The organism is Bradyrhizobium sp. Kon10 (genome assembly GCF_055807395.1).
Genome location: NZ_JBVVOZ010000311.1, coordinates 1 through 252, shown reverse-complemented (window position 1 = coordinate 252; position 252 = coordinate 1). Strand labels below are relative to the sequence as shown.

Here is a 252-nt window from a genome sequence, read left to right as displayed (position 1 = left end):
AGCCCATCCTTGAAGGCGCCAAACGTCTTGGCGTCGGTGAAGCGCTTCTCATCGCCGCGCACCAGCATGAACTGTTCCGAGCGCATGTAGGGGTCGGAGAAATCGACCTTCTGCTTGCGGTCGTCCTTGATGGTGATACCGGTCATGCCGATGTTGTACTGGTTGTCGGAAACCGCCTGGATCATCGCGTCCCAAGAGGTGTTCTGGTACTCGACCTGGAAATTGAGCCGCTTGGCGATCTCGTTCATCGCG

At 57.5% G+C, this 252-nt stretch carries 1 protein-coding gene; it reads right to left on the bottom strand.

What is annotated here, in order from left to right:
• Positions 1–252 (bottom strand): transporter substrate-binding domain-containing protein (locus AC0L2O_RS37160; protein ID WP_473373250.1); only part of this gene is annotated, 252 nt, incomplete at both ends.